The organism is Leptolyngbya sp. FACHB-36, assembly GCF_014695955.1.
GTDB lineage: Bacteria > Cyanobacteriota > Cyanobacteriia > Leptolyngbyales > Leptolyngbyaceae > FACHB-36.
Window position 1 is genome coordinate 1 of record NZ_JACJPG010000581.1, and the last position, 25,412, is coordinate 25,412.

General features: G+C 54.1%; 21 protein-coding genes. 9 read left to right on the top strand and 12 right to left on the bottom strand.

Features of this window, described 5'->3' with window-relative positions; translation table 11 throughout:
* Positions 1-78: 78 nt before the first annotated feature.
* Positions 79-1,341, top strand: coding sequence for an FAD-dependent hydroxylase (locus tag H6F43_RS16900; protein WP_190343887.1), 1,263 nt, complete (start codon positions 79-81; stop codon positions 1,339-1,341).
* Positions 1,342-1,476: 135 nt separating this feature from the next.
* Here the strand turns inward: H6F43_RS16900 and H6F43_RS16905 are convergent, their stop codons facing one another.
* Positions 1,477-4,695: an MFS transporter gene (locus H6F43_RS16905; protein ID WP_190343902.1), complete on the bottom strand. Its 3,219-nt coding sequence runs from the start codon at positions 4,693-4,695 to the stop codon at positions 1,477-1,479.
* 607 nt (positions 4,696-5,302) lie between these two features.
* Here H6F43_RS16905 and H6F43_RS16910 point away from each other — a divergent pair.
* The gene (locus H6F43_RS16910; RefSeq protein ID WP_190343888.1) at positions 5,303-7,111 is read left to right on the top strand and encodes an ATP-binding cassette domain-containing protein; all 1,809 of its coding nucleotides are present in this window, start codon (positions 5,303-5,305) and stop codon (positions 7,109-7,111) included.
* Positions 7,112-7,578: 467 nt separating this feature from the next.
* Here the strand turns inward: H6F43_RS16910 and H6F43_RS16915 are convergent, their stop codons facing one another.
* The 5 genes from H6F43_RS16915 to H6F43_RS16935 form a co-directional block, all read right to left on the bottom strand.
* A complete protein-coding gene (locus H6F43_RS16915; RefSeq protein ID WP_347272427.1) occupies positions 7,579-8,472 on the bottom strand; it encodes a bestrophin family ion channel in 894 nt (297 codons plus the stop codon).
* Positions 8,473-8,604: 132 nt separating this feature from the next.
* On the bottom strand, positions 8,605-9,372 hold the full coding sequence (locus tag H6F43_RS16920; RefSeq protein ID WP_190343904.1) for an ABC transporter permease: 768 nt from the start codon (positions 9,370-9,372) through the stop codon (positions 8,605-8,607).
* 109 nt (positions 9,373-9,481) lie between these two features.
* Positions 9,482-10,378, bottom strand: a complete 897-nt coding sequence (locus H6F43_RS16925) for an ABC transporter permease subunit (protein ID WP_190343889.1) — start codon at positions 10,376-10,378, stop codon at positions 9,482-9,484.
* A 104-nt stretch (positions 10,379-10,482) separates the two neighbouring features.
* Positions 10,483-11,634, bottom strand: coding sequence for a spermidine/putrescine ABC transporter substrate-binding protein (locus tag H6F43_RS16930; RefSeq protein ID WP_347272428.1), 1,152 nt, complete (start codon positions 11,632-11,634; stop codon positions 10,483-10,485).
* A 136-nt stretch (positions 11,635-11,770) separates the two neighbouring features.
* Positions 11,771-12,898 (bottom strand): ABC transporter ATP-binding protein, encoded by a 1,128-nt coding sequence (locus H6F43_RS16935; RefSeq protein ID WP_190343890.1) that lies wholly within the window; start codon positions 12,896-12,898, stop codon positions 11,771-11,773.
* Positions 12,899-13,232: 334 nt separating this feature from the next.
* On the opposite strand from H6F43_RS16935, the gene mrdA reads away from it, so the two are divergent.
* Positions 13,233-15,062, top strand: a complete 1,830-nt coding sequence (gene mrdA, locus H6F43_RS16940) for a penicillin-binding protein 2 (protein ID WP_190343891.1) — start codon at positions 13,233-13,235, stop codon at positions 15,060-15,062.
* Between the two features lie 4 nt (positions 15,063-15,066).
* Here mrdA and H6F43_RS16945 read toward each other — a convergent pair whose 3' ends face one another.
* Positions 15,067-15,498 carry a DUF2358 domain-containing protein gene (locus H6F43_RS16945; RefSeq protein WP_190343906.1) on the bottom strand — a complete coding sequence of 144 codons (432 nt, stop codon included), beginning with the start codon at positions 15,496-15,498 and terminating at the stop codon, positions 15,067-15,069.
* 112 nt (positions 15,499-15,610) lie between these two features.
* Here H6F43_RS16945 and H6F43_RS16950 point away from each other — a divergent pair, with 112 nt between their 5' ends.
* Positions 15,611-16,543, top strand: coding sequence for an ABC transporter ATP-binding protein (locus H6F43_RS16950; protein WP_190343892.1), 933 nt, complete (start codon positions 15,611-15,613; stop codon positions 16,541-16,543).
* Positions 16,544-16,547: 4 nt separating this feature from the next.
* Here H6F43_RS16950 and H6F43_RS16955 read toward each other — a convergent pair whose 3' ends face one another.
* From H6F43_RS16955 to H6F43_RS16965, 3 genes are all read right to left on the bottom strand, one after another.
* Positions 16,548-17,798: a glycosyltransferase family 39 protein gene (locus H6F43_RS16955; protein WP_190343893.1), complete on the bottom strand. Its 1,251-nt coding sequence runs from the start codon at positions 17,796-17,798 to the stop codon at positions 16,548-16,550.
* A 160-nt stretch (positions 17,799-17,958) separates the two neighbouring features.
* The gene (locus tag H6F43_RS16960; RefSeq protein ID WP_190343907.1) at positions 17,959-19,428 is read right to left on the bottom strand and encodes a CoA-acylating methylmalonate-semialdehyde dehydrogenase; all 1,470 of its coding nucleotides are present in this window, start codon (positions 19,426-19,428) and stop codon (positions 17,959-17,961) included.
* Between the two features lie 106 nt (positions 19,429-19,534).
* Positions 19,535-19,714 carry a hypothetical protein gene (locus H6F43_RS16965; protein ID WP_190343894.1) on the bottom strand — a complete coding sequence of 60 codons (180 nt, stop codon included), beginning with the start codon at positions 19,712-19,714 and terminating at the stop codon, positions 19,535-19,537.
* A 183-nt stretch (positions 19,715-19,897) separates the two neighbouring features.
* Here H6F43_RS16965 and H6F43_RS16970 point away from each other — a divergent pair, with 183 nt between their 5' ends.
* Both H6F43_RS16970 and H6F43_RS16975 read left to right on the top strand, forming a co-directional pair.
* Entirely contained in the window at positions 19,898-20,137 is a 240-nt protein-coding gene (locus H6F43_RS16970; RefSeq protein WP_190343895.1) for a helix-turn-helix transcriptional regulator, read from the top strand.
* A gap of 184 nt (positions 20,138-20,321) precedes the next feature.
* Positions 20,322-22,688, top strand: coding sequence for a GUN4 domain-containing protein (locus H6F43_RS16975; RefSeq protein ID WP_190343896.1), 2,367 nt, complete (start codon positions 20,322-20,324; stop codon positions 22,686-22,688).
* A gap of 49 nt (positions 22,689-22,737) precedes the next feature.
* Here the strand turns inward: H6F43_RS16975 and H6F43_RS16980 are convergent, their stop codons facing one another.
* On the bottom strand, positions 22,738-22,947 hold the full coding sequence (locus tag H6F43_RS16980) for a hypothetical protein (protein ID WP_190343897.1): 210 nt from the start codon (positions 22,945-22,947) through the stop codon (positions 22,738-22,740).
* A gap of 48 nt (positions 22,948-22,995) precedes the next feature.
* Here H6F43_RS16980 and H6F43_RS16985 point away from each other — a divergent pair, with 48 nt between their 5' ends.
* The 3 genes from H6F43_RS16985 (at position 22,996) to H6F43_RS16995 (ending at position 24,881) form a co-directional block, all read left to right on the top strand.
* Complete coding sequence (locus H6F43_RS16985) at positions 22,996-23,235, top strand: hypothetical protein (RefSeq protein ID WP_190343898.1); 240 nt, start codon at positions 22,996-22,998, stop codon at positions 23,233-23,235.
* Positions 23,236-23,253: 18 nt separating this feature from the next.
* On the top strand, positions 23,254-23,595 hold the full coding sequence (locus tag H6F43_RS16990; protein ID WP_190343899.1) for a type II toxin-antitoxin system PemK/MazF family toxin: 342 nt from the start codon (positions 23,254-23,256) through the stop codon (positions 23,593-23,595).
* Between the two features lie 164 nt (positions 23,596-23,759).
* Entirely contained in the window at positions 23,760-24,881 is a 1,122-nt protein-coding gene (locus H6F43_RS16995) for an isomerizing glutamine--fructose-6-phosphate transaminase (RefSeq protein ID WP_277879956.1), read from the top strand.
* Here the strand turns inward: H6F43_RS16995 and H6F43_RS17000 are convergent.
* The coding region (locus H6F43_RS17000) for a fructosamine kinase family protein (RefSeq protein ID WP_190343901.1) at positions 24,882-25,412 on the bottom strand (531 nt) is incomplete at its 5' end.

Below are 25,412 nucleotides of genomic sequence, written 5' to 3' on the forward strand. Positions count from 1 at the left end.
GATCGCTTGATAGCTTCAGCCGTTCACGCGAAAATAGAGATGTAACAGATCCGTTAAATTTCTAAAGACTTCTTTAACATGAGCCTGGAGCCGCTAACCGCTTTTCGTCCCGATCCGCAGCCGCAGAGCCTCGATCGCAGCAAAACTAGTTACGACGTGGCGATCGTCGGTGGCGGCATTGTTGGACTAACGCTGGCATGCGCGCTCAAAGATTCAGGCTTGCAGGTGGCGGTGATTGAAGCGAAACCTCAATCGGCTGCCGTAGCGCGGGGGCAGGCATATCATATCAACTTGCTGTCGAGCCGAATATTTCAGGGCATTGGCGTCTGGCAGGCAATGCAGACGGGGGTGAACCCGATCGACCAGATTCGCCTGTCTGATGCTGATTACCCTGGCGTGGTGCAGTTTGAGCGACGGGACTTGCAGACTGAGGTGCTGGGCTACGTCGCAGAGCACCGAGTCGTGCTAGAAGCGCTTCAAGATGCGCTGCGGCAGTGTGCAAATGTCACTTACCTCTGTCCAGCAGAACTGGTGCAAACGAGCTATCAGGCAGATGGAGTCGAACTAGAACTCGTGCGATCGGGCGAAACGCAGCACGTACGATCGCGCCTTTTGGTGGCAGCGGACGGGGCACGATCGCCGATTCGGCAGCAGGCAGGCATTCGCACCCACGGGTGGCAATACTGGCAGTCCTGCGTCGTGGCGTTCGTTCAGCCGGAAAAATCCCACAATAACGTTGCCTACGAGCGATTTTGGTCCAGCGGTCCGTTTGCGATTTTGCCGCTGCCAAATAACCTCTGCCGCATTGTTTGGACGGCTCCAAAGGCAGAAGCTGAGGCGATCGCGCAGCTAGGCGATGCGGAGTTTCTCGATCTTTTACAGCCGCGATTTGGCAACCAGATGGGCACGTTGTCCCTTGTGGGCGATCGCTCCGTGTTTCCAGTGCAACTGATGCATAGCTCCCGCTACACCCAAGCTCGATTAGCGCTGATCGGGGATTCGGCACACTGCTGCCATCCCGTAGGCGGGCAGGGCGTGAATTTGGGCATTCGAGACGCAGCGGCACTGGCGCAAGTGCTGCAAACGGCTGACGCGGCTGGAGAGGACATTGGCGCTGTGCGGGTGCTGCGACGCTACGATCGCTGGCGCAAGCTGGAGAACCTGGTGATTTTGGGCTTTACGGATGTGCTCGATCGGGTGTTCTCGAATCACTGGCTGCCGCTAGTCGTTTCACGGCGGTTGGGGCTGTGGGCGCTGCGGACGGTTCAGCCGCTGAAGGTTCTGGCGCTGCGATTAATGGTGGGGCTGTTGGGGCGAGTGCCGCAGATGGCGCGCCGGTAGGAAGTACGTGGGTAAACATCCTTGAGCTGTTGAACAATTCGCTTTCTGGTGATTCATGTCGGTTACAGCCACAAAAAAGCCTCCCTGGCAGGGAGGCTTTTTTGTTATCTACTCAAGTATTATCGATTCAAGCATTTACTGTCTGCCGACTGCGATCGCTCCGGCAATCGCTGCCGCTGCGCCAGAAGTCAGCGCAGTGCCAAACAGCCACCATGCAGCGGTTGCCGCTGCTTTGCGGGTTTCTTCAACCTGCTTTTGTGCTTGCCGTTTCACCTGCTCTACGCGGCGCTGTGCCTCATCCTGGATGCGATCGGCGCGTTGCAGAACGCTGGCGCGGGCAGACTCGACCTGATCAATGATCCGGTTTGCCTGCGCTTCGGAAATGTCCTCGCGGGAGCTCATCAGCGCCACTAGTGTGTCGCGGTTGAAGCTGCCGAGTCGATCGCGCAGGGCATCGAAGCCTGCTTTCGGATCGTAAAACAGCGTCCGAACGTCGCGGCGGATGCCTTCGTAGTTGAGTTCAGGACGGTCCAGCGCGTTGAGGTAGTCGCGGATGCGGGCAAAGATGCCGTCAATTACCGACTGAATGCGCGTCTGGATGCCTTGAATCTGCGCCACAAACTGCTCACGTACCGAGAGCACCTGATCGACAACGCGGTTGGCTTCTTCCTCGGTCATGTCCTGCCGCTGAGACAGCAGCGCCACGATCGTTGGGCGATCCAGTTCGGCGACACGAGAACCCAGATTGCCAAGACCTGTGCGCGGATCGCGCAGCAGCAGGCTGAGATCTTGCTTGATGCCGTCGGGGTTGAGTGCAGCTTTGTCGGTGTTGCGCAGGTAGTCTTCCAGCGTGGACTGGAAGCTGGTAACGCGCTGCTGAGTCCGGGCGGCTAGACGACGCGGAGCCCGAACAAGGTTGCGAATCGATGTCAGCGTTTGATCGATCAACTGGTTCGCCTGCTCAGGGCTGAGGTCTTGGCGCTGTGCCAGCAGTTGCACGAGCGTCTCGCGATCGACTTGGGACAGGCGGCGACGCAGCGCCAGCGTGCCCTGCTTTGGATCGTGCAGCAGCGTGTTGAGATCGCGCTGGAGTCCTTCCGGATCGAGTTCGGGACGGTTCGTGCGCCGCAGATATTCGGCAAGCGCCGTGGTGACTTGGTCGTACTGGTCCTTCGCCTTATCCACAGCGATTTGAGGCGCATGCAGCACGGTGTTTCGCACGTCCTCAAGCTGGCTAACAATGCGATTCGCTTCTTCCGGGGTCATGTCCTGCCGCTGTGCCAGCAGTTGTACCAGGGTATCGCGATCGAACTGGCTCACCCGCTCACGCAGGGCGTAAGCTCCGGCTTGCGGGTCGTTCAGGAGCAAGCTGAAATCGCGCTTGATTCCTTCAGGACTCAGTTCCGTTTTGTCGGTGTTGCGCAGATAACCTTCTACACGACCGCGCAGTTCTAGCGCTTGCGACTTGGCGCGCTCCTGTACCTCTTGGGCGGAACCCAGGACGCGATCGCGGGTGCTCTCTAGCTGCCCAACGATCCGGTCTGCTTCCTCCGGCGCAAGATCCTGCCGCTGCGACAGCAGCGCTACGAGGGTGTTGCGATCGAAGTGGCTGAGGCGATCGCGCAGCGCGTCGTAGCCAGATTCCCGGTCTTCTAGCAGCAAGTGGAAGTCGCGCTCGATGCCTTCGGGGTTCAGTTCGTCTTTGTTGGTGTTCCGCAAGTAATGCTCCACGCGGCTCCGCAGGTCTTGGGAGTGCTCCTGCGACTCTGCCGATCGCACTGTGCTCAGAACACCGTTACGAATGGTTTCTAAGTGATCTGCAACCTCATTGATGCGAGCAGGTGCCAAATCGTTGCGCCGCGTCAGCACATCCACAAAGAAGCCGCGATCGAGTTGCTCTATCTGCCTACGCACAGTACCCGGATCGGCTTGCGGATCGTACAGGACATCGTAGAACTCGGTCTCCAGCGTTGCCCGGTTGAAGTGCCATGCATACGAGTTGAGCAGGTAGTTTTCCGCATCTGCCCGAATCGTATTGAACGGTACACCCGGTGTGCTGCTAGCAACCTGCTTTGCTTTGTCGGTTACTTTGTCTTTGACACCCTGAAGCTGCCCCAGAATCTTCTCCACGTCCAGATCGGACAGGTCCGTGCGACCCATCACTGTACCCATCAGGGTCGAGAAGCCAAACTGCATGGCACGATCGAGCAGGCTGGCTTCTTCTTTGCCACCCGCTGGACGCATTGCAGAAGACGCCATCTGCATCATGCTGCTCTGCTGCTGCTGCACTATGCTGCCCTGCTGCTGCTGCAGGTCGCTCTGACGCCGCACTTCTTCGGTCAGGCGATCGAGCCGCGCTGCCAACTCATTGTTGTTTAGCGCATTGGGCTGCACTGTCTTGAGGTAATCAACCAGTTCTGCCATTGGGTCGCGCCGCTGCTGGTACTGACCAATGACGCTGTGCCAAACAGACTCTAGCTGCTCCACCAACCGCTGAGCGTCGCGCTTGGACAAGTCCGTGCGGTTGCTGACCAAGTTTACAAAGGTGCTGCGATCGACCTGCCGCAGCCGATCGGCAATCTCGACAGGCGAACCTGTGCCAACCAACGACCGCAGTTCTGGATCGTCAACCAGTCGCTCGAATTCACGGCGAATCTTGGACATGTCCAGTTCACCCGGACGAATCGCGTCCAGATAGTCTTCGATCGAGTCGCGGATGTGACCGGGGCTGATTGCCGAACCCAGTTCCCGCCGCACCGCTGCCGCAGCGGCTTCTGCGGTTGACACAACCTGATCGTTAACGGCTCTTGCACCCAATGCGGCTGTGGCGGTGCCGACGATCGACTGAAAGCCTGCGGTTGCTGTGTTTACCACGGAGCCAATCAGCGACCCTACGGTCGAAGAACCAAACCACACCAGCAGCGTGAAGTACGCGCCCCAAATTACGACGCCAACGATCGCGCCCAATCCGGAGCTTGTAATCAGGCTCAGCTTCACCGCTAGCAGACACGCCAAAAACAGCGCGATCGTGACCGTGATCAGAGTCCACAGTCCGGCTGCAAAGCCAATTTTCTTGATGGTGCCGCCAACGCTGCCGCCCTCATCGTGGCTATGGTCGGAATGGTCGTCATCGGACGATCGACCCAACACTGAAATACCCAGTGCAACCGACAGGTTTGTCAGCAACAGCTGGAATGCAAAGGCTAGAACTAACCCTGAAATTAGCGCTACAAGAAATTGGGGACCCGAAAAGACTAGTGCTGCCTCTTCGTTCGTATTGACTGCTCCGTCCACTGGAACCTGCGCTAGCAACTGGCTGCTCAGGTTCAGTAAGTTTTCCATGTGTTGAATCATAGTGATTTCCTTCATGAAGGCAGGTCCTAGGTAGTTGAAACTACGTCGGTAGCTACCTCGTACTTTTGAACAACCTCTGCCGTCAGAATCGCCGAACCAAGGGAGAGAGGTCATCTTTCTGAGGTGGGAAGTCAGTTCTATTGATGGGATGAGATGAAGAATAAAGATATGAAAAATACACAAGTTTTTAAGTAGTGGAGTACTCAACTGGATAGAGACGGCTCGATGAGACTGGAGCGATCGCCTCGTCAACGGCTCACAAACGTCACATAAGGTACAAAAGTACCCAAGCAATTGGGAGAATTTCCCTCAATCTATTCTCGGAATCTAGCAAAAATCTCTGTATCTGTATTACAATGCTACCTCTGTAGTACGAAGATTCCTTAGCCCCGCCGAGTTTGGTATTCAACAGTGCGGCAAGACTAACAGCATTCATCACAATCGTTACCCGTCTGGTCCTCGGCGTTCACCTCTGGTGCAGCGAAGCCGATCGCGCCCGACGACCTGACCCCTTCTAACCGATTACCCATTTCCGTGATCACTCGACCATTGGCGGCTTCTGCTTGTCCGCCTGTCCTTTAGCGTGCATCTAAATTTGGGAGGTACCGTGGCGAAATTTCAAGATGTAGTCCGCTACTACCGTAACTACTGGCGCATCGCCGTGTTCAGCGTCACAATGATGAGCCTGTTCGAGATTATGGATCTGTTTGTGCCGTATGCCATCGGGCAAATTCTTAACGTGTTGTCGAATCAGACGATCGACCCGCCGATTCGAGCGATCGTCGCTTGGGTTGCTCAGATTAGCAATCAGCCGCAGAATTCGTCCCTAACGCTGATTGTGCTACTGGCACTGGTGGGGATTATTTCCGTCGGACGCGCTCCAATTCAACCGTGGCTAGGTCCGTGGTTTAGTTGGGACACGGCATTCCGTGCCCATCGCGACCACGCCCGCAAAGCGCTAGAGAAGATCCTGACGCTGCCGCTGGAGTTCTACGACGAAAACAACGCCGGACGAATCGCCGGACGGGTGGCAAAAGGCTTGTCGAACCACATGTGGAGCTATCCCGTGGTGGTGGGGCAAATGACGCCAAAAATGCTGCGGCTGGTTGGAATCTTCGTCGTTATCTGGCTCATCGAGTGGCGGATTGCGCTGCTGACGCTGGTTTCGTTTATTGGGCTGCTAATCCTGAGTCTGCGGGGCTTAGTGCCGCTGATGCAGTTGGATAAAACGCTCAATAAATACATGGAGAACACTGAAAGCCGCACTTCGGAGATTATCACCAACATCAAAACGGTGAAAGCTTTTGCAACCGAGGCACGAGAACTGAAACGACAGCGGCAGCGATTCGAGCGCGAGTTCAACGTCCTCGACTACCGCATCCACAAAGGCTTCGTGCTGCTGGGGATGCAGCAGCGAACGATCGTCCAAATCTGCGTGTTTTTAGTGCTGGCGTTTACGCTGCTGGCAACGGTTCAAGGCAAAATCTCACTGGGGCATTTCATTACAACGCTGACGGTTTCGAGCATGGCGTATGCCGAAATTGAGCCGATTAGTGACATTGCTGAAATGGTTGCCCGTCGCTATGCCGCAATGATTCACTTTCACGAATTCATGCAGCTTCCGGCAGGCACTGACGCAGGCAGCCTGCTGTCCGAGCCGCCTGTCTACCAGTTCACGGGCAAGCTGGAACTTTCGCATCTGACGTTTGGCTACAGCGCCGATCGTCCGGTGCTGAAGGACATCAACCTGCTGATCGAACCTTACCAAACTGTGGCGCTGGTGGGTCGGTCTGGCTCTGGCAAATCCACGTTAGTCAAACTGCTGTTTCGCTACTTTGAGCCAAATAGTGGCGCGATTTTGATGGACGGTCAGGACATCCGCCGACTGGACATCACAGGCTACCGCAAGCGACTGGCGATCGTTCACCAAGAAGTGGACATCTTCAACGGCACGCTGCTGGATAACCTGCTCTATGGCAACCCCAATGCCACTGTCGAAGAAGTCAAAGAGGCGTGTCGCATTGCTCAGGCAGACGAGTTCATTCGTCAAATGCCGCAGGGCTACGCCACGATCGTCGGGGAACGCGGCGTCCGCCTTTCTGGGGGTCAGCGCCAGCGCGTCGGCATTGCTCGTGCGTTAATTGTGAACCCAGACGTGCTGGTGTTTGACGAAGCCACGTCTAGTTTGGACTACGAATCGGAGCGGGCAATTCAACTGGCGATGCGATCGATTTTGGGCACCCGAACGCTAATCATCATTGCCCACCGTCTCAGTACGGTACGCGAGGCTGACAAAATCGTGGTGCTAGAAAACGGTCAGATTGTCGAGGTTGGCAACCATGAGCAGTTGCTCGATCGCGGCGGCATCTACCAACGCCTGCACTCGTTGCAGGAAACAGGCGAGTTGCTAGCGTAATAAAATCAACGAGGCAGGCAAATTGCCTGCCTCGTTTTTTGATCGCTCCATACAGGTAAAGCGCCACGATCAATGTAGGCGGATTCGAGCTTCTGCAATTACGAGTTACGAACTACGAATTGGTATAAACCTCATATCGCCTCAATGCATAAGGATCTGGATTATCATTTTCTAGAATTGAAGACTCTATTTAAAGATAAGAAACTAGAAATTGTTGTCTGTAAAATCGCTCAGACAGCACATCTTTCTAAGTCGAAGACAAATTGGAGGCGATTACTTTAAGCAACAGAAAATGCCGAAAACGAAACTAACCTCATTGAAGTCAATCTTGAGGAGTTTGGATGAGTCGGCGAATTATGTCCACCTTTGAGAAATAAACGGACATTATTATTGCTTATAAATATCATTTCCCTAACAGAAATGTGTTTGTACGATCGTCCCGCAAATGGCTTAATTAATGACACGCCCTAATCCTGGCAGTCCCGGCTCGGTGTGAGCGTCATCAGATCCTCAATGTTTCGCAGCATTGTGGCGCAGATATCATCCAGCGGCAAGTCGTTATGGTCCCGCCCAAACGGATTCTCAATTTCGATCCCAATTTCCTCAATCCCGAATAGCGTGAAGCTAATCAACGCTACGATAGGACCCGTCCACCAGCCAGAACTACCAACGAGCTGAAACGGCAGAGATAGACAATACAGCAGCAGTAATTGCTTTAAATGAATAGCATAAGCGATCGGGATTGGCGTCTTTAAAATCCGCTCACATCCACCCAACGCATCGACCATTTCATTTAACAGCTTGTGCATCGAATTCAACTGATAAACGTTTAACTGATTGCACTCATGCTGCTGCTGAAGGTAATCTCCAATCCAAAATGCCACTTCCAATGGCGGATTGTTCATGCTCTGAAGCTTATAGAATTTATCAGGCGGTAAGAGAGCTTTGAGTTCCTCGTTCACCGCTTCTTGGCGCAGATGTAATTTGATAGCAATGCAGAATGCAACCAGCAGGCGCAGCGCAGCTATTTTTTGTGCCTGTTCATCTTTTGTTTTGGCAGCGATCGCAATCCAAATTAGCCGAGCCAAATTACGGACACAGTTCACCAAATTGCCCCAAAGCCTGCGCCCTTCCCAAAAGCGCTCGTACGCCGTGTTGGTTCGGAAGACTAATAGCAAACCCAGGACAATGTTAGGAATTAAACCCGCTAATACGGGAAGCGCAACGGGTAGCTTGAGAGCCGCCAGTAACGAAATGAAGACACCAAAGATACCACATACGATCGTGCGCCAAAATACCGCTGGAACGACCGATCCTTGAATCTGAAAAACGGTTTTAAACCAACGTTTACGTTCACTCACGACTGTAACTGGAAGCTTTGGAATTTAGATTGAGCCCGAACTTCAGATAGCATCGCACGACGATCGCCTTAAATCTGAACGCGCTATATTCCGCTTAACCGCGATCATCTCAAGGCTTGGTAGGAGTAAGAACTACATCCGCCGCTTTTGCTCACCTCGGTAGCGTAGAAACTCTGCTCCAGCAAACGCCAGCCCGGATGCCAGAATCAGAACCACACTAAGCGCATTCAGGCTGGGTTTGACGCCTGTACGAATGCGGCTAAAAATCTCCATTGGCAGCGTATTCGCGCCCTGACCCGCTGTAAAGCTGGCGAGTAGAAAATCGTCCATGCTGAGGACAAACGCCAACAGACAGCCAGAAACGATCGCGGGCATCAACTCCGGCAGCAGCACCTGCATAAATGCCTGCGTCGGCGTTGCACCCAAATCTAGCGCGGCTTCTTCAAGGTGGGAATCTAGATTCGTCAACCGAGTGGACACGATCAGCGCTACATAGGAAAGGCAGAAGACAACATGAGCCGCCACGATCGTCCACAAACTAAGCTGAATCAACCCACCACTAAGCGGAATCGCCACCGCCGCCAGAAAAACTAGAGTCGCGACGGCGATCGAGATATCAGGAATAATCAACGGCAAAAAGGAAATTCCCCGATACAGTCCCTTGCCTGGAAAACGGTACCGCGCCAGTCCCACCGCCATTAGCGTCCCCATAACAGCAGCGATCGCCACCGCACAGGTCGCCACCACTAAGCTATCCTGTAGCGCCGACAGAATTTTGGAGTCTGTAAAGAACTCGTAGTACCAATCCAGCGTGAACCCCTTCCAGCTTGCACTGTAGCGCGACTGGTTAAAGCTAAAGACCGTCAGCACCACGATCGGCAAATACATAAACCCAAACATCAGCAGAGTAAAAAAAGCCTGCCAGGATGGAATTCTCGGTGGGGAGGAGGTGTTCACAGTGGGGATGAGTCGTCAGGGGTCAGTTGTGGCACTTGGGTAAAACAAATCGCTACAGTCCTGTTGCATTGCGATCGCCGTATTTGAGCAGCAGGGCGATCGCAATACTAACAGCGAGGATCAAAAGCATACTGAGCGCAGAGCCGAAGCCCCAATTTTGAGTGCCTCCAAGAAATTGATTGTAGATTACTCGCGCGAGCGTCATGCTGGATGCGCCTCCCAGCAGTTCAGGATTCACAAAGTCGCCCAAGCAGGTAATAAATACCAGCAGCGATGCCGCAGCAATGCCCGGAAGCGTCTGCGGCACTGTCACTTGCCAAAACGTCTGTTGTGGTTCGGCTCCTAAATCGGCGGCAGCTTCTAGTAGGCGTTTATCCAGCTTCTCCAGCGAGGCGTAGAGAATCAACACCATGTAGGGAAGCAAACTGTAGCTCATGCCAATCAACACGGCAAGATCACTGTACAGAAGATACAGCGGCGGCAGCCCCAAACTCGTCAAAAACCCATTCAGAACGCCCGTCGGACGCAAAATTGTAATCCAGGCGTAGGAGCGCAGCAGCGACGATGTCCACAGCGGCAGCACAAAGCTCACCACCAGCAAATTTTGCCACTGCTTCGGCACCATGACTGCAATCCAGTAAGCCACTGGAAATCCCAGCAGCAAGCAAATTGCCGTTGTCCCGATCGCAAAGGAGATCGATCGCCAAATCACTGGCAAATAAATCTGCTGAAAAATCAGCCCGTAGTTGTCCAATCCAGATGGATTAACAACCTGTCCCGGTTGAATGTTCGGCACCAAACTCAGCTGAAAAATCAGCAGCGTCGGAATCAGCAGCAGTAGACCTAGCCACACACCCGCCGGACCTAGCAGCGCGAGTGGCTCAAGCCAGCGGGACCCGATCGGCGGACGGGCTGCAGTAGAAATTAGGGATGGGGCTGGGGTAGACACGATGCGTGCGTTGAGTCAAAAACAAGTTTACGGGTCTGTGTGTGGTCAGTATCGGTCATTCGTAGTTCGCCATTCTTGACGACCAACTACGGACGCCTGAATCACTAGCTGCTAACCAATTGCGTCCAATATCGTTCATACAGCGCTTCGGTGTCTGAGGAAACTGGGACAATCCCTTCGCAGCGGGCAAGCACTGATTCCGGCGGAAACAGCACTTCGTTTTTCTGCAGAGCTGCTGGAAGTTGCTCGTAGGCGGCTTGGTTCGGCGTCGCAAAAAGTAGCCGCTCAGTAACTTTCGCTGCGATCGCCGGTTCCAGCAGGTAGTTAATCCAGGCGTAGGCAGCCTTGGGATTCGGCGCAGTTTTAGGAATTACGAGAGTATCACTCCACACCGACGTACCCGTCGCAGGAATCACATAGCGGAGGCGGGCGTCTTCCGACATCACCGTTAGAGCGTCGGATGAGAAGCCCATCGATAAGACGAGATCGCCTGCGATCAGTTGATCGCGCCATGCATCGGTGTTGAATGTGACAATTTGCGGTTTTAGCTGCACCAATTTTTCATACGCCTGCTGGATCTCTGCCGGATTGGTGGAGTTGTAGGAGTAGCCGATCGATCGCAGTACGCCGCCCATCACCTCACGAAGATCGCTCATCAACGTCATTCGGCGGCTCAGCTTGTCCTGTGTCTGCCACAGATAGCTCCAGCCATCTGGACCCGGACTCAGTTGTTCACTGTCATAGGTAAATCCCGTCGTACCCCAGCTAAACGGGACGTGGTAGCGGTTACCTGGATCGGTAATAGAATTTTGAAACCGAGGCAAAAGATTACTCAGCCCTGGCAAGCGCGATCGGTCTAACTCTCGCAGCATCTTCAGACTGATCATCTTAGCAACCGTGTAGTCCGACGGATAAATCACGCTGTACGCGGCGCCCTTTCCTGCCCGAAGCGTTGCCAGCATTACTTCATTGCTCTCAAACGTGTCGGCAATCACCTTAATGCCTGTTTGCTTCTGGAACCCGTCTAGCAGTTCGTCATCAAAATAGCTGGACCAGGTGTAGATGTACAGCTCATTTGAGGCAGGCTGGTGATCACTCACGTCCCCTACGTCTGATTTCACTTCTGCCAGCGTCCAACCGCAGCTCGACAGCGCCAGCCCAGATAGCATTCCCGCTGAGGTCTGTAAAAATCCGCGCCGTGTCCAGGCTGATTGGTTTGATGATTTAAGAACCGATCGAAGATGAGTGGGAGGCACAATGAAAAGTAAGGAGTGAGGAGTTTTCAGGGTTTAGCTGTCAGGTTGGCAGTGCGCCTGTCCCATTTCGATTCCACACGTGACTGATGACTAGCCACGGGCTGCTGGCAACTCGCAACGGATGACAAACCACTTCTTAAGCTGGTAGTGCAAGGCAGTCGCCGAATGCCCAGTAGACGTAGATGGGCGTTTGAGGACCGGGAAGCGTGCTGCTGGCATTTGGCTGCATCACGGTGAGACGATCGCCCGACTGCAATTCAATCAGATAGTGAACGTGGGTACCGAGATACATCACGCTCTGCAGCCGTCCTTCAAACCAGTTAACTTGCCCCGTCGGAGGAGACAGGCTGAGTCTGATTTTCTCTGGGCGGACGCTAACCATAACTTGACCAGAGGTGGGAGGAGTCGTCAATTCTGGCAGAGTTACGGTCATCTTTAACCCATTAGCGGTCGTCACCCAGAGGGTTGTTGGATGAAAGCCTTCAATTTTGCCGTGCAGAAGATTGGTGTCGCCGATAAACTCGGCAACAAAGGGAGTGAGCGGCTGTTCGTAGATGCGGTTGGGCGTGTCGATTTGTTCGACTTGTCCCTGGTTCATCACCGCAATGCGATCGGACAAGCTCAGCGCCTCTTCCTGGTCGTGCGTCACCATAATGAACGTCAGCCCCAATTCTCGATGCAGGGTGGTTAGCTCTGCCTGCATTTCCTTTCGCAGCTTTAAATCCAGCGCCCCCAAGGGTTCATCTAGCAGCACCACAGCAGGATGGTTGACCAATGCCCGCGCTAGGGCAACTCGCTGCTGCTGCCCACCAGATAGCTGCCCCGGAAACCGAGTGGCAAGCGACTCCATCTTGACCAGCCGTAGCGCTTCTCGCACCCGGTCTTCAATTTCGGCTTTCGGCTGCTTTTTAATCCTCAGCCCAAACGCGATGTTATCCCAGGCGTTGAGGTGGCTAAACAGCGCATAGCTCTGAAATACCGTGTTCACGGGTCGGCGGTAGGGAGGAACATGGGTCATTAGCTGCCCCCGAATCAGGACTTCTCCCGAAGAGGGCATCTCAAATCCTGCAATTAGGCGCAGCGTCGTGGTTTTACCGCAGCCCGACGGACCCAAGATGCTGAAGAACTCGCCGCGACGAATGCTTAAATCCACGCCGCGAACCGCCGCGTCGCCGTTAAATACTTTAAACACGTTGCGGAGTTCAACATCGTAGGCAGTTTCGATCGCCGTAGAGCGCAAATTCTGTGTGACGGTTTGGGACATAGTGACGATTTCCTGCGGCAATTGCCGGAGCGCTACCGGGCGTTATCCACCTTTGGGTAGAGAGGAAGAGCAGACGTTTGGTTTATTTTATCTGCCTACCCATTGTTGCAGCAGCCTTCGGCAATCTTTGAATAAGAAACGTTGAGCCAGTTTTTTGTGTTAAGAATTAGCACATCCTTAATCGCTCTGTCGCCTAGTTAATGGAAGCTTCAAGATTAGCTCACAATTACAGAATACCCACCACGTGAATGAAGCAACCTGAACCTCGCTAAAATTCTTTTTACTAGACTATTAGCGGCACTGTGTCTCGTTTCAACTGTATTTACTGAACTTTATGACCCTGACTCAGCCTTCCCCAGTTCTGTCGTCGATTACCTCTACAACGGTATCGCGCACGGTTGGTCGATCGCACCAGTCGATCGTGACAATAGCAGCTATCTCAGTGCTGCTGCTGGGAGGGATTGGCAGCCGCCTTGCTTATTTGCAGCTTGTAGAAGGCAAGGAAAATCGTCAGCTTGCCGACAAGAATCGAATTCGGCTGATTCCCAAACTGCCGGAGCGCGGCAAAATTCTCGATCGCAAAGGCAGAGTTTTGGCAGGCAGCCGCCTGTCACACTCGGTGTTTCTGTGGCCCCTCGCCCGTAAAAAAGCGGAGTGGTCAGGCACCCTGAAGCGTCTGTCGCAAATTCTTAACATTCCTGAAGCAAAAATTCAGCGGCGGCTAGAGCAGGCGGGCTACAACTCCCCGTTCCTCGTTCGAATTGCTCGTGGCATCAGTCCTGCTCAGGTGACAGCGCTGGCTGAGCACAGCAGCGAACTGGAAGGCGTGCAGGTAGACGCAGAAGCCGTGCGCTACTATCCCAATGGCGATTTAGCCGCTCATGTGCTGGGCTACACCGGGGAGATGAGCGACAAAGAGCTAGAAAAGCGCAAGGGCGATGGCTATCGCTTGGGGGATGTGACTGGACAGATGGGGATTGAAGCTGCCTACGAGAATCTGCTACGGGGCGAATGGGGTGGACAGCAGGTGGAAGTTGACGGACTGGGACAAGTTGTCCGCGTTCTGGGACAGAAGCCAACCCACCCAGGGAAAGACGTCACCCTAACCCTCGATTTGGAGTTGCAGAAGGCAGCCGAAGTTGCGTTAGGGGAGCGTAAAGGCGCGATCGTGGCGATCGACCCCAATAATGGCGCAGTGCTGGCGATGGTGAGTCGCCCAACCTTCGACCCTAACTTGTTTTCAGGACGAATCAGCGATGCCCAGTGGCAGCGGCTCCAAAGCGACGATCATCCATTTGTCAACCGCGCTCTGCAAGGCTTTCCGCCTGCTAGCACGTTCAAAATCGTTACGACCACAGCCGGAATTGAGTCTGGTAAGTTCAGTCCAGATACCGTTCTACCGACGTTTCCCTCGATTATGGTTGGCGGCATTGAGTTTGGCGACTGGAACCGCGCAGGATTCGGTCCATTGGGGTTTGTCGGAGGACTTCAGTGGAGCAGTGACACCTTCTTCTACCAGATTGCGATGGGCATGGGTGAGCAACCCTTGATTCAGTGGACCCGACGCTATGGGTTTGGACGCAAAACTGGAATTGACCTGCCTAACGAGGAAGCCGCCGGACTCGTCCCAGACGCTACCTGGAAGCGGAAGGAATTGGGTGAGGGCTGGTTTCTCGGGGATACGGTAAACATGTCGATCGGGCAGGGCTATCTGCAAGCCTCGCCGCTGCAAGTCGCCGTCATGTTCGCAGTTCCCGCCAACGGAGGCAGCTTGGTGAAGCCTCACCTGATGAAGGACAACGAAGCCGCTCAAACGTGGCGCGAGTCGCTCAGCATTAGTCCAGCGACGATTCGGGTGCTGCAAGAGGGCTTGCGGGCAGTGGTAGACGGCGGCACAGGAGCCGCGCTAAATGTGGAGAACCTACCGCCGATCGCTGGAAAAAGCGGCACCGCTGAGGATTTTGGGCGTGAGTCTCATACCTGGTTTGGCGCCTATGCCCCTGCCAACAAGCCAGAAATTATCGTGGTTGCCTTTGGGGAAAACTCCGGTGGCGGCGGCGGTTCGCTAGCAGCTCCCATGGTGCGTCAAGTGCTGAATGCCCACTTCAATCCCAGCAAGACGCCTACAAAGGCGTCAGAGGTTGAGCAAGTTTTGACGGATTAAGCGATTAGCTGCTAGTCTGCACAAACTGGCGCAATATTTCGCCCGGTGGGCGATCCCAAGTGTCCAGATGCTCGTAAATTTGAGCCTCGGCATTCAGCCTGTAGGTCGAGTAGCCGTTAAAGAAAATTTTGGCTTTCCAGGGAACTCTCAGCGTTCCGCGCACCGTCCAGTCGGCGCGAATTGTATCCAGGCTAGCTTGACGAACGTCGTGCAGGTCAAAGAAAAGCTGTGTAAAAAATAACCGTCCGTGGAACCGCAGCGTCCAGAAAATAATCCGGTAGTTGAATTTGCCTTTAAACCGATTAACCGGATCTTGAAAGAAAATCTCCCGCGCGTAAATGTCGTAGGAAATATCGCGCTCAAATAGCGTCGGCAAGTCCTGCTTGAGCGCCGCGATCGCTGCCACTACCCGCGTCGCATACTCGCTCTGATCCAACCTAGCGTCTTGCACAGTCGTTATCCTAGAAGAAATTACGAATTTTGAATTGTAGATTTTGAATTAGCAGAAGAATTTTTAATTCATCGTTTTAAACTGTTACCCCTTCTCCATGATTATCCTCGAAGCCCGCAACCTGCAAAAGTCCTACACCGAGAAGGGCAAGACGATCTCTGCCGTACGAGACGTATCGCTGCATTTGTCAGCAGGAGAGGTGCTGGCGTTTTTGGGTCCGAATGGAGCGGGCAAAACCACGTCGATCAAAATGATTGCGGGCTTGATTCGCCCCGATGCTGGCTGGGTGCGGATTGGCGATCGTGATCCACACCAAACTCCGGAGGCACTGCGGTTTCTAGGCGCTGTCTTGGAGGGCAACCGCAACCTCTACTGGCGGCTGACCTGCGCTGAAAATCTGGAGTACTTTGGGGTGCTGCGGGGGCTGAGCCAGCGCATTGCCCAACAGCGCGGCAAGGATCTACTGGAGCGGTTTGGTCTCACCCACAAGCGCCAGACCCTCGTTCAGTCGCTATCGCGAGGCATGCAGCAGAAGCTGGCGATCGCAGTGTCTCTACTGCACAACCCACAACTGCTGCTGCTCGACGAGCCAACACTGGGACTGGACGTAGAAGCCACTGAGGATGTAAAACGGCTGGTGCGCGAGATTGCCCAAGAAGGTCGCGCCATTCTGCTGACCACTCACCAACTCGGCATTGCCGAAGAACTATCCGATCGCGTTGCCATTATCAACAGCGGCGAAATTGTGGCAGAAGACTCAACGGACCACTTAATTCGCCAGTTCTCCGGCAGCGCTTACCGAGTCGAGACAGAATCTGCGATCGACGCGCAGCGCCTCAGTAAACTGCAACAGCTTGGCGTTGAGATGGAGAGCGATCGTGTCCTCCACATTGCCGACCCAGACCTGCTGTACCTGGCGCTGAATCTTCTCGCACCGCTGCCGCTGATTCGCGTGGAAAAAGACCGAGCGAATCTGACGGAGATTTTCTTGCAGGTGATCCGCGACAGCGATGCCTCAGCCGATCGCTAGTCACCTACGCGATCGGCTGATTCACGTCCCGCTTCTTCAGCCGCAGATCTAGCAGGTGAATCAGCATCGAACCTGCGAAGATGGCGATCAGTGGAATGCTGGGAAAGTGGTAGCGGTCTTGGGCAACGATAATCGCATGCACAGCGGTAAAGTAGCCCCATAGCAGCACCGCCGGATGAGTTAACGCCATCAACCAACCTGACTGCTTACCCAAAAGCACGATACCCGCCACGCCCAACCCTAACATCGGCAGCCAGTAAAGCTGATTGAGAACTTTCAGCGGAGTCAGAATCCACTTGCCGTAGCGCGATACCAGCCCTTCTTCGTTCCAAACCACGCCGATACTCTCGCGGCTGTAGGTTTCAACCACGCGCTTTATGGAGCGGGTCGCGAACAGAAGCGGCTGCTGTTTGATGTGAGAGACTGCCTGCTCTTTTAGGTACTTGTCGCGCTGCGCCTCGTTGAGCTTCTCGACTGCGGGCGGTAGGTCCATGTAGCCGCCCGTCGAGGTGGGATTATTGCCCATCCACAAGTTCGCGCCACCATTGGTCGAAATTGTGACAAACTGCCCGAACGCCTGCGTATTCCGAATCGCCCACGGCGCAATCAGCAGCCCTATTACTGCAATCATCACCAGCGCTGCCCCAAGGCTGCGAACAATTTCTCGTGTGCGGACGTAGTGCAGAAACAGCAGCAGTGCCGGAATCATCAATGCAGTCGGACGAACGTAGCTGGCTCCTGCCAGAATTACCCCGACGATCGCAGCCTTTACCCACAGATTCATGTGCTGATTCAGCCACAGCGCCAATGCCGCTACCGTCAGCAGCATGAAGGGTTGCTCACTAGCAAGAACCGTGGTGAACTGAATCTGACTTACCCAGCACGCCAGCAGAATTCCGGTCATTGCCGCCGATCGTCGCCCAAACCACGTTTCCGCCAGATGCATCGCCAGCCAAATCGTCGCGATCGCCAGCAGCAGATTGAGCAGCACGATCGGCAGGTAGTGATGCCCAAACGCCCGATACAGCAGCGAGTACACGAACGATGTGCCGACGGGCCAGTAGGCGCTGGGCGTAGTGCAATCCCAGCCGTAGTTGCCGCACTGTGCCAAATTTTGCGCAAAGGTGTCGTAAGCGTTGCTGTCGGAGACGGGAATGACGGGAACTGCGATCGCCCACGCCACGCGCAGCAGCAGCGCCACAAGGGCAATCCAGAGGTAGTAACGACGGTCCTTGAAAACGGCGAAGCTGAGCATAAAGACCTGACCATGCGAAGGTTCAGGTTCAGTGTGCCCAAGGGCGATCGGGCAATCGAGATGGCTGGTGTTCCAGTAGGCTGTGGCCCGTGGTTTGTGGTCCGTAGAATCAATCAGGAATCACCACTGACAGCTAACCACTGATTAAAACTGTCGCGACTTAAAACTGCCGCGACCAATCTTGCCAGCGCTCCACCACAACTTTCGTTTGAGTGAAGAACTCAATTGCCTGGTGCCCCTGTCCGTGTAAGTCGCCGAAGAAGCTGTCTTTCCAACCGCTGAACGGGAAGAACGCCATTGGAGCCGCGACACCGATGTTGATCCCGATGTTGCCCGCCTCAGCTTCGTAGCGGAACTTGCGGGCGGCGGCACCGCTAGAGGTAAACAAGCACGCCATGTTGCCGTACTGTCCCTGATTGACCAGCGCGATCGCATCGTCGATCGTCTCTAGGTGAATCAGGCTCAGCACCGGACCAAAAATTTCAGTGCGTGCAATTTCGCCTGCGGGATCGATATTTTGCAAAATTGTGGGACGGACAAAGTAGCCCTGCTCGTAACCCGGAACGGCAGGTTCGCGACCATCGACTAGCACGGTTGCGCCTTCGTCGGTGCCTTTCTGGATCGCGCTGACGATGCGATCGCGGCTCTGCGCCGTAATCACCGGACCCATCTGGACGCCGTCCTCTAGCCCGTAGCCAACTTTGCGGGATTGAGCGGCGTCGGCGATCGCCTCGGTGAACGTTTTGCGGGCGTCTCCGACGGTGACGGCGATCGAGGCGGCGAGGCAGCGCTGTCCGGCACAGCCAAAGGCGCTGTCTGCCAGAATTCGCGTGGTCATGGCAATATCGGCGTCGGGCAGGACAATGACGGGATTCTTTGCGCCGCCCTGACACTGGGCGCGTTTGCCGTTGGCGGCGGCGCGGCTGTAGACGTAGCGGGCAACGGGCGTGGAGCCGACGAAGCTGACAGCGCGGATTGCGGGATGATCTAAAATCGCATCGACTACGTCTTTTGCGCCGTTGACTAAGTTGACAACGCCGTTTGGCAGTCCGGTCTGGGCGATCAGGTGCATGACTTTTTGCATCGTCAGCGGCACTTTCTCCGATGGCTTAATAATATAGGTATTGCCGCAGGCGATCGCGTAGGGCAAAAACCAGAACGGAATCATGCCCGGAAAGTTGAACGGCGCAATTACGGCAGCAACGCCGATCGGCTGCCGAATCATGATTTCGTCGATGCCTCTGGCGATGTCTTCGGAGTTGTAGCCCTGCATCAAAATTGGAATGCCGCAGGCGACTTCGACGTTTTCGATCGCGCGGCGCATTTCGCCTTTCGACTCTGCCAGGGTTTTGCCGCATTCTTGAGTAATCGTCTGCGCTAAGTCCTCGAAGTGCTCGTCTAGTAGCGCTTTGAGCTTGAAGAGGTACTGGATGCGATCGGTAGCAGGCGTGCGTCGCCACGTTTTGAAGGCGGTAGCAGCGGCTTCGGCAGCACGATCGAGGTCGCTGGCAGAGGATAGCGGCACGCTTGCCAGCACTTCGGTTGTTGCCGGATTGATGACGTCAAGATAGTCGGCAGCAGCGGCATTACACCACTCGCCATTGATGTAGTTTTGCAGAACGGTTGCCATTGAGACGCTTGCCACCCGATGAATACTATCTGTCAATTTTCTCGCACTGCGGTACTAGGAGACAGAACTGGGAGACAGAGAAGTCGCGTTCGGGGCTTGAACGAAATTATGGCTCGATCGGCGGATCGAAGAGAACGATAAAGGTGGCGTTGGGAATGTGCCGCTGGAGGAATTGCTGGTGTCCGTCGGCATCGGAGCGATCGCGGAAGCGGGCGATGACAACGCGCTGCATGTTGGGCAATAGTCGCACGACTGCCCAGTGATGCAAGCGCTCACTGTAGGTCATAATCTAATTTGTCTCCATTGCAAGTTGGAGCCAGACCCAGTGCGTTGCAGCGCCAACTCCTCTGCACTGGCTCATGACTTTATTTGGTGTGCCGAATGTCCCTAATTAGGGACATTCGGCACACATCAATTTACCTGTTATGGAGAACTCAGCAGACGATGAATCTCTGACACGGTTTGAGGCATGGGAAGAGCAAGCATAGCCCTCAAGCAAGTTTTGGAATCCTACGGAATTACCCAAAACAGGCTGGCAGGTGTGATGGGGATTAAGCGGTCTAGCGTTCACCGTTGGGTAAATGGATTGGCTGATCCGCTGGCTGAGGCTGTGCTTGAGATCCGCGATGGGCTGGAAAAGATTGATCCAACCGCTGCTGAAGAATTCACTCGCCTCTACTGGGGTAAAGCTGTAGAGGACGAAGAGTGATGCAGCGATCGCTAGTCGCCTTGATCAAACCTCTTTAAAGCCTTACGCAAACCTCGGAGGTTTTCTTAAACCTTCGAGGTTTAGGCTGAGTGCGTAAGTCCTGAAGCTTCTGGAAGTGTGGGTGAAATCACTGATTCTTTACCTGAAGTCGATAGACTGAGAAACAACCCAGATAGGACGCTGTATGCCTGAGCCATCTGACGCAGCCGAAAAGCCTTCTGAACAAACCAAGCCGGAAAAATCGAACAGTGCTGAACGGCGATTTGTGCAGCGATCGGTGCAAACGTTTGTGCAGTGGATGCCTGTGGGCGGAAGCAGTTGGGCGTTTGCGTCGTTCCTGTTAAAGCAGGAGTGGACGATGGCGTTGCTCATGTTTCCAGTTACGGCTGTAACTGGAGTTTGGGCAGCGTACTCGAAGAATTTTGTGGGGCGACTGGAGGAGGTTTATAGCGATCGAGGCAAGAAAGATGCCGATGCGCTGATCGCCGGAATGGACAGTCTGGACAAGGCGATTCGTTGGCAGCTATCAGGCTTTGAGACAAAGTATCTCAAGTGGCAGTCGCTCGATTGTCAGGACTACAAGCCCGAAGGCGTTGAGCAGCGCAGCGGCATTTTTACCCCGATGCTGCGAGAAGTGTTTGTGCCGCTGGAGTTAAGCAGTAGCGCGATCATTAGACCCGGATTGCAGGCGCGAGATTTGGAGATTCTGCAACAGCGCGACGGACTGCTGATATGGGATCTTCTAGTGCGGGTGACGCGGGAGCCAGTGTATCGTCAGATGGCAATTTTGGCATGGGGCGGCTATGGCAAAACCACCTTGATGAAGCACATTGCCTTTTCCTATGCAGAGGGAACGTACCGTCGCTACCGCGCTCCTAAGTTGGTTCCCGTGCTGCTGTATTTGCGGAAATGGCGCGATGTCATTAGCCAGAACGAGCCGCCGAGTCTGCCGGACCTGATCACGAAGCATCACATTCCCAGCCTGCCGGGAGGCGAAGATTTGAGCGTGCCGCCTTATTGGGCAAAGGAAGCGCTGAAATCGGGGCGAATGCTGGTGATGCTGGATGGGTTTGATGAAGTTGCAGAGGGACAGCGAGTTGCGGTGAGTCGTTGGATTAGCGCTCAGATGCGGCAGTACGATAAGTCGGTGTTCATTCTCACGTCGCGTCCCGGCGGATACAAGCAGTATTCCGGCGACAAGATGAGAACGCCGCTGTTTGTCAAAGAGTTTAACGTAGAGCAGCGCCAGCGGTTTGTGCAGCAGTGGTATCAGTGTCAAGAGCGATATGCCAGAGGCGGACGCAACACGCCGGATGTGCAGCAAGAGGCGCAGCGCAACGCTGCCGAACTGCTTCAGCAGATTGAGGAGCGATCAGAACTGCGGGACATGGCGAAGAATCCGCTGCTGCTGAACATGATTGCGACGTTTCATCGCACGTATCCTGGTGCGGAACTGCCGAAACGCCGCGGTGAGCTATATCAAGACATCTGCACGCTGCAATTGCGAAATCGTCCCAGCGCTAAGAATATTGAATTGCTGCTGGAACTCGCCGAGCGACAGGAAGCGCTGCAAGTGGTGGCATTGGAAATGATGCAGCGACATCTGGAACGAATTAGTCAGGAAGAGTTACTGACACTGCTGCAGACCCATCTTACTAATCAAAATCCACCCGTGCAGCCCCGACAGTTTCTCGACCAGATTGTACAAGTCAGCGAGTTGCTGGTGGAACAGGAAGAAGAATACGAATTTGCTCACCTGAGTTTTCAGGAATATCTGGCGGCGGCTGAGATCAAGCGATTAAAGCAGGAAAGTTTGCTGTACTCGCATTTCAACGATGCTTGGTGGCGCTCTACCATTCTGCTCTATGCCTCTTTAGCGAATCCAACTAACTTAATTCAGCAAGCTTGCCAACAGGAAGCTGTAGATCTTGCTTATGCCTGTTTACGGGAGACAACGAAACAAATTGATTCCGCTATTGCGGCTGAGGTAGAGGTGCTGCGATCACCTAGGGAGATTGTGGCTTCATGTAAGGTGACTTGTGTGGCTGAAATAGACGTGCTGCGATCGGGTGTACAAGATCTGCGCTATCAAAACTTAGAAAACTTCTTGAGAGATCGGCAGTGGCGAGAGGCAGATGAAGAAACCTACCGTCTGATGATTACCACAATGGGCAAGGAAGAAGGGCAGTGGTTTGAAGAGGATGATTTGCGGAACTTTCCTTGCGAAGATCTCCGCACGCTAGACCAACTCTGGGTGCGCTACAGCAACGGGCACTTCGGATTCAATGTGCAAAAGAAAATTTGGCAGGAGTGCAATAGTCCTACCCAGTACAATGCTGACTGGGAGCGATTTGGAGATCGCGTCGGTTGGCGAGTCAACGGAGAATGGATTGACTACCCTAAAGATGTTATTTTTGATACTTCCTCCCCAAAAGCACACCTACCTGTTTGGGTTGGGGTTTTGGTTGGGTTGGGTGGTGTGGTTGAGTTGGGTGGTGTGGTAAGGGGGTGGTGGGGTTTCTTCTCTCGCGTCCAGACTTGTAGATTATAAGCTGTAAGGCTTTGGGGCGTTTCTCAAGATTCATTTCGATGCTCACACTCTACAAAGAATCGGGATTCCAGAAATTCGATACTTGGCACCCCTCGTTTTTCTCTCGCTGCACCTTTGTAGCCGCTGGATCGTAGCAATTCATCAGAATAAACTTCTCCGCCACCGCCGAAACTTTATTTGAACTTGCCAAAACAGAATGAGCCTCTTGAATTTCTGCAAGGGCGATACCCCGATCGCGATCGTCAAGCAAGAAGCACATACCAGCAGATTCAGAGATAATGGAATGATTTCAGCCCACTTCACCATCATGGAAACCGCAGATATTTTGCAGGTGCTTCCCCGTCTAGCCATCAGCGATCGTCTAAAAATCGCTGAAGCTGCCTTGCGTCTAGTTCAACAAGATCAGCAAAGCCTGACGAGAGAGCAGCGCCGACAACAGATGGCGCTGGCTGCTATCACTGCCATTTCCGATTATTCACCTAATAGTGAACTGACCGTTTTCACCGAGCTTGATGGTGAAGATTTCTACGACGAAACTACCCATTAAATTCCTCAGTAAGTCCTAATGTTAAGAGGTGAAGTGTGGTTGGTCAGATTAGATCCAACGATCGGAACTGAAATCAGTAAAACCCGCCCAGCCGTTATTGTTAACGACAATGCGATCGGAATTTTGCCACTCAAAGTGATCGTTCCAATCACTGACTGGAAAGAGACATTTGCTTCAAGACCCTGGATGGTTCGTTTAGAAGCAAGTCCAAACAGCGGACTGAGTAAGCTTTCAGGAGCAGATACGTTTCAGGTTCGCTCTGTATCCGAAACCCGATTAGTCAAGCGGTTGCGCGACTTAGATGACACCACAATGCAAGCCATCTCCGAGGCACTGGCAACTGTTCTGGCTATAGATTAAAAAATTCTGTAATACAGAAAGCTCAGCGTCTCAAAGCGTTACCGCAACAGCGCTACAAATTCCCTTCGATCATTCTCGAAGAATCGATGAGATCACGATCGCGCACCGATAACTTTATAAAATCTTTCTTAGGTGTTTATCTGGGCTAGTCAAAGTTACTAAGGATGCCATTGCTACCTAAAACTGTTCAACCCAACTCAGGCGAAGACCATTTCGATAAACAGGGATTTCCCCATTTCATGCTGAAAGAGATTTATCAGCAGCCTGAAGTCGTGCGGACCTGTTTAGCGCACTACCTGAACTCTAACCCCGATCGCCCCTTCAACCTTCCCGATCGTCCCATTCCCAACCAAATCCACCTCCTCGCCTGTGGCACCAGTTGGCACGCCTGCCTCATTGCCCAGCACTGGCTAGAGCAAATTGCGGGCATTCCCACTAGAGTCCGAGCCGCATCCGAATTCGTCGCCGCACCCTTTCCCCCCACCTCCAATATCCTGACGATCGCCGCCACCCAGTCCGGAGAAACCGCTGACACCCTCGCTGCCGTCCAGCTTGCGCGACACTCCCAAACTCACCTGTTCGGCATTACCAACCAGCCCGAAAGCTCACTCAGCCAGATCGTCGATCGCACCCTGCTTACCCATGCAGGCAGAGAAATTGGCGTCGCCGCCACCAAAACCTTCCTGACCCAGCTACTCGTGTTTTACTGCCTGACGCTCGACTTCGCGCACCAGCGTCAACAACTCAGCGGGGCGCAGATGCAGGATGCGATCGCCAAGCTCCACGCCCTCCCCGACCACATTACAACTCTCCTTCAGCAAGACAGCGCCATTCAAACTCTCGCTCAGTCGTTTGCAACCGCAGAGCACTGCATTGTTCTCGGACGTGGCATCCAGCGCCCGATCGCTCTAGAAGGTGCCCTCAAGCTCAAAGAAACCACGTATCTCCACGCCGAAGGCTATGCCGCAGGCGAATTTATGCACGGACCGATCGCCCTTCTAGATGCTCGCATTCCCGTCATCGTTCTCGCGCCTGCGGGCAGCGTCTACCCGGACACCCTCGCGAACGTCCGCAAGATCAAAGCGAACGGTGCGTCCGTATTGGGCATCGTGACCGCAGGCGGCGAAGCAGACTTCGATCGAGCGATCGTCCTGCCATCGATCGACGAATCGCTTTCGCCTTTCCTGAGCGTGATTCCGCTGCAGCTGCTGGCATATCATCTTGCAGTGCTGCGCGGATTGGATGTCGATCGTCCCCGCAACATTACAAAGACCCTTACGGAATAATCACACACCAGACAAAAGCTGCTCGATTATGCGGTTTGCCTGCGAGGCATAGCCACCGCCAAACAAATTGAAGTGATTCAGGATGTGATACAGGTTGTAGAGCGGTTTGCGCTGCTGGTAGCCCGCGTCGAGTGGATACACCGCGCTGTAGCCCCGGTAAAAGTCGGCAGGAAAGCCGCCAAATAGTTCCGTCATGGCAATATCGACTTCGCGATCGCCAAAATACGTCGCCGGATCAAAAATCACAGGTTCGCCCGCGCTTGTCACCGCCGCATTGCCCGACCACAGATCGCCATGCACCAGCGACGGCTGCGGCGTGTGTCCCTCCAGCAGCGCGGGAATGGCGCTCAGCAGTTGCGCCCCTTTAGGGAAGTGTCCGCCGCGTCGATCGGCAAGCTTCAACTGATAGCCAATCCGTTGCTCAGCCCAAAACTGGCTCCAATCCGAAGTCCACAAGTTCATTTGTGGAGTGGAGCCGATCGTGTTGTGTCGCTCCCAGCCAAATCCCTGCGAACTCGTTGCCTTGTGCAT